The organism is Bacillus sp. Xin1 (assembly GCF_013314535.1).
In the GTDB taxonomy this organism is placed as follows: Bacteria; Bacillota; Bacilli; order Bacillales; family Bacillaceae_G; genus Bacillus_A.
On record NZ_JABUAE010000162.1, the window covers coordinates 1 to 678 of the forward strand.

Below are 678 nucleotides of genomic sequence, written 5' to 3' on the forward strand. Positions count from 1 at the left end.
GATATTGAACAGCAATCGATGATTCAATTGGATACAGAACCTATGATTACTGGATTATTCTCACCACTCAGTCCTATTTGTCAAACAGCTTATTGGACAAATGACAGCGACTTTGTTTATTTCACAAAAATGGCTCGCGATTATCGATCTATGCAGTTTGTTGTCGCTAATGTAAAAACTGGTAAAACTCAAACTTTGTTAAAGGAGAAAAGTGAAACATTCCTATTTACAGACCTCTACAACATTAAAAGTGAAAAAGGAGGTATAAATGTCCAATGGTTATGCCATGATAACTCTTTTATTTGGCATTCCGAGCGTGACGGCTGGTCACACCTTTATCTTTATGATAGTCGTACAGGAAGACTAAAAAATAGAATTACCTCTGGACCTTGGACAGTCCGTCGACTCATTGGTGTTGATGAAAAAGAAGGATGGGTGTATTTTACTGCAGGTGGCCGAGAACCGGAACGGGATCCTTATTTTCAGCACCTTTATCGAGCTCGGCTAGATGGATCAAACTTAGTGCTCCTTACCCCGGAGAATGCCGAGCATAACGTGTCTGTTTCTCCTGATTATTGTTTTTTTATAGATACTTTTTCGCGTGTAGATATGCCACCTAAATCAGTTTTACGTTCAACAGATGGAAAATTAATTTGTACATTAGAGCAAGCTGATATT

1 protein-coding gene is annotated in these 678 nt (G+C 38.5%); it reads left to right on the plus strand.

Features of this window, described 5'->3' with window-relative positions:
• Window positions 1-678, plus strand: a 678-nt coding sequence (locus HRG09_RS28285; RefSeq protein ID WP_174104097.1) for a DPP IV N-terminal domain-containing protein, incomplete at both ends; no start/stop codon positions are given.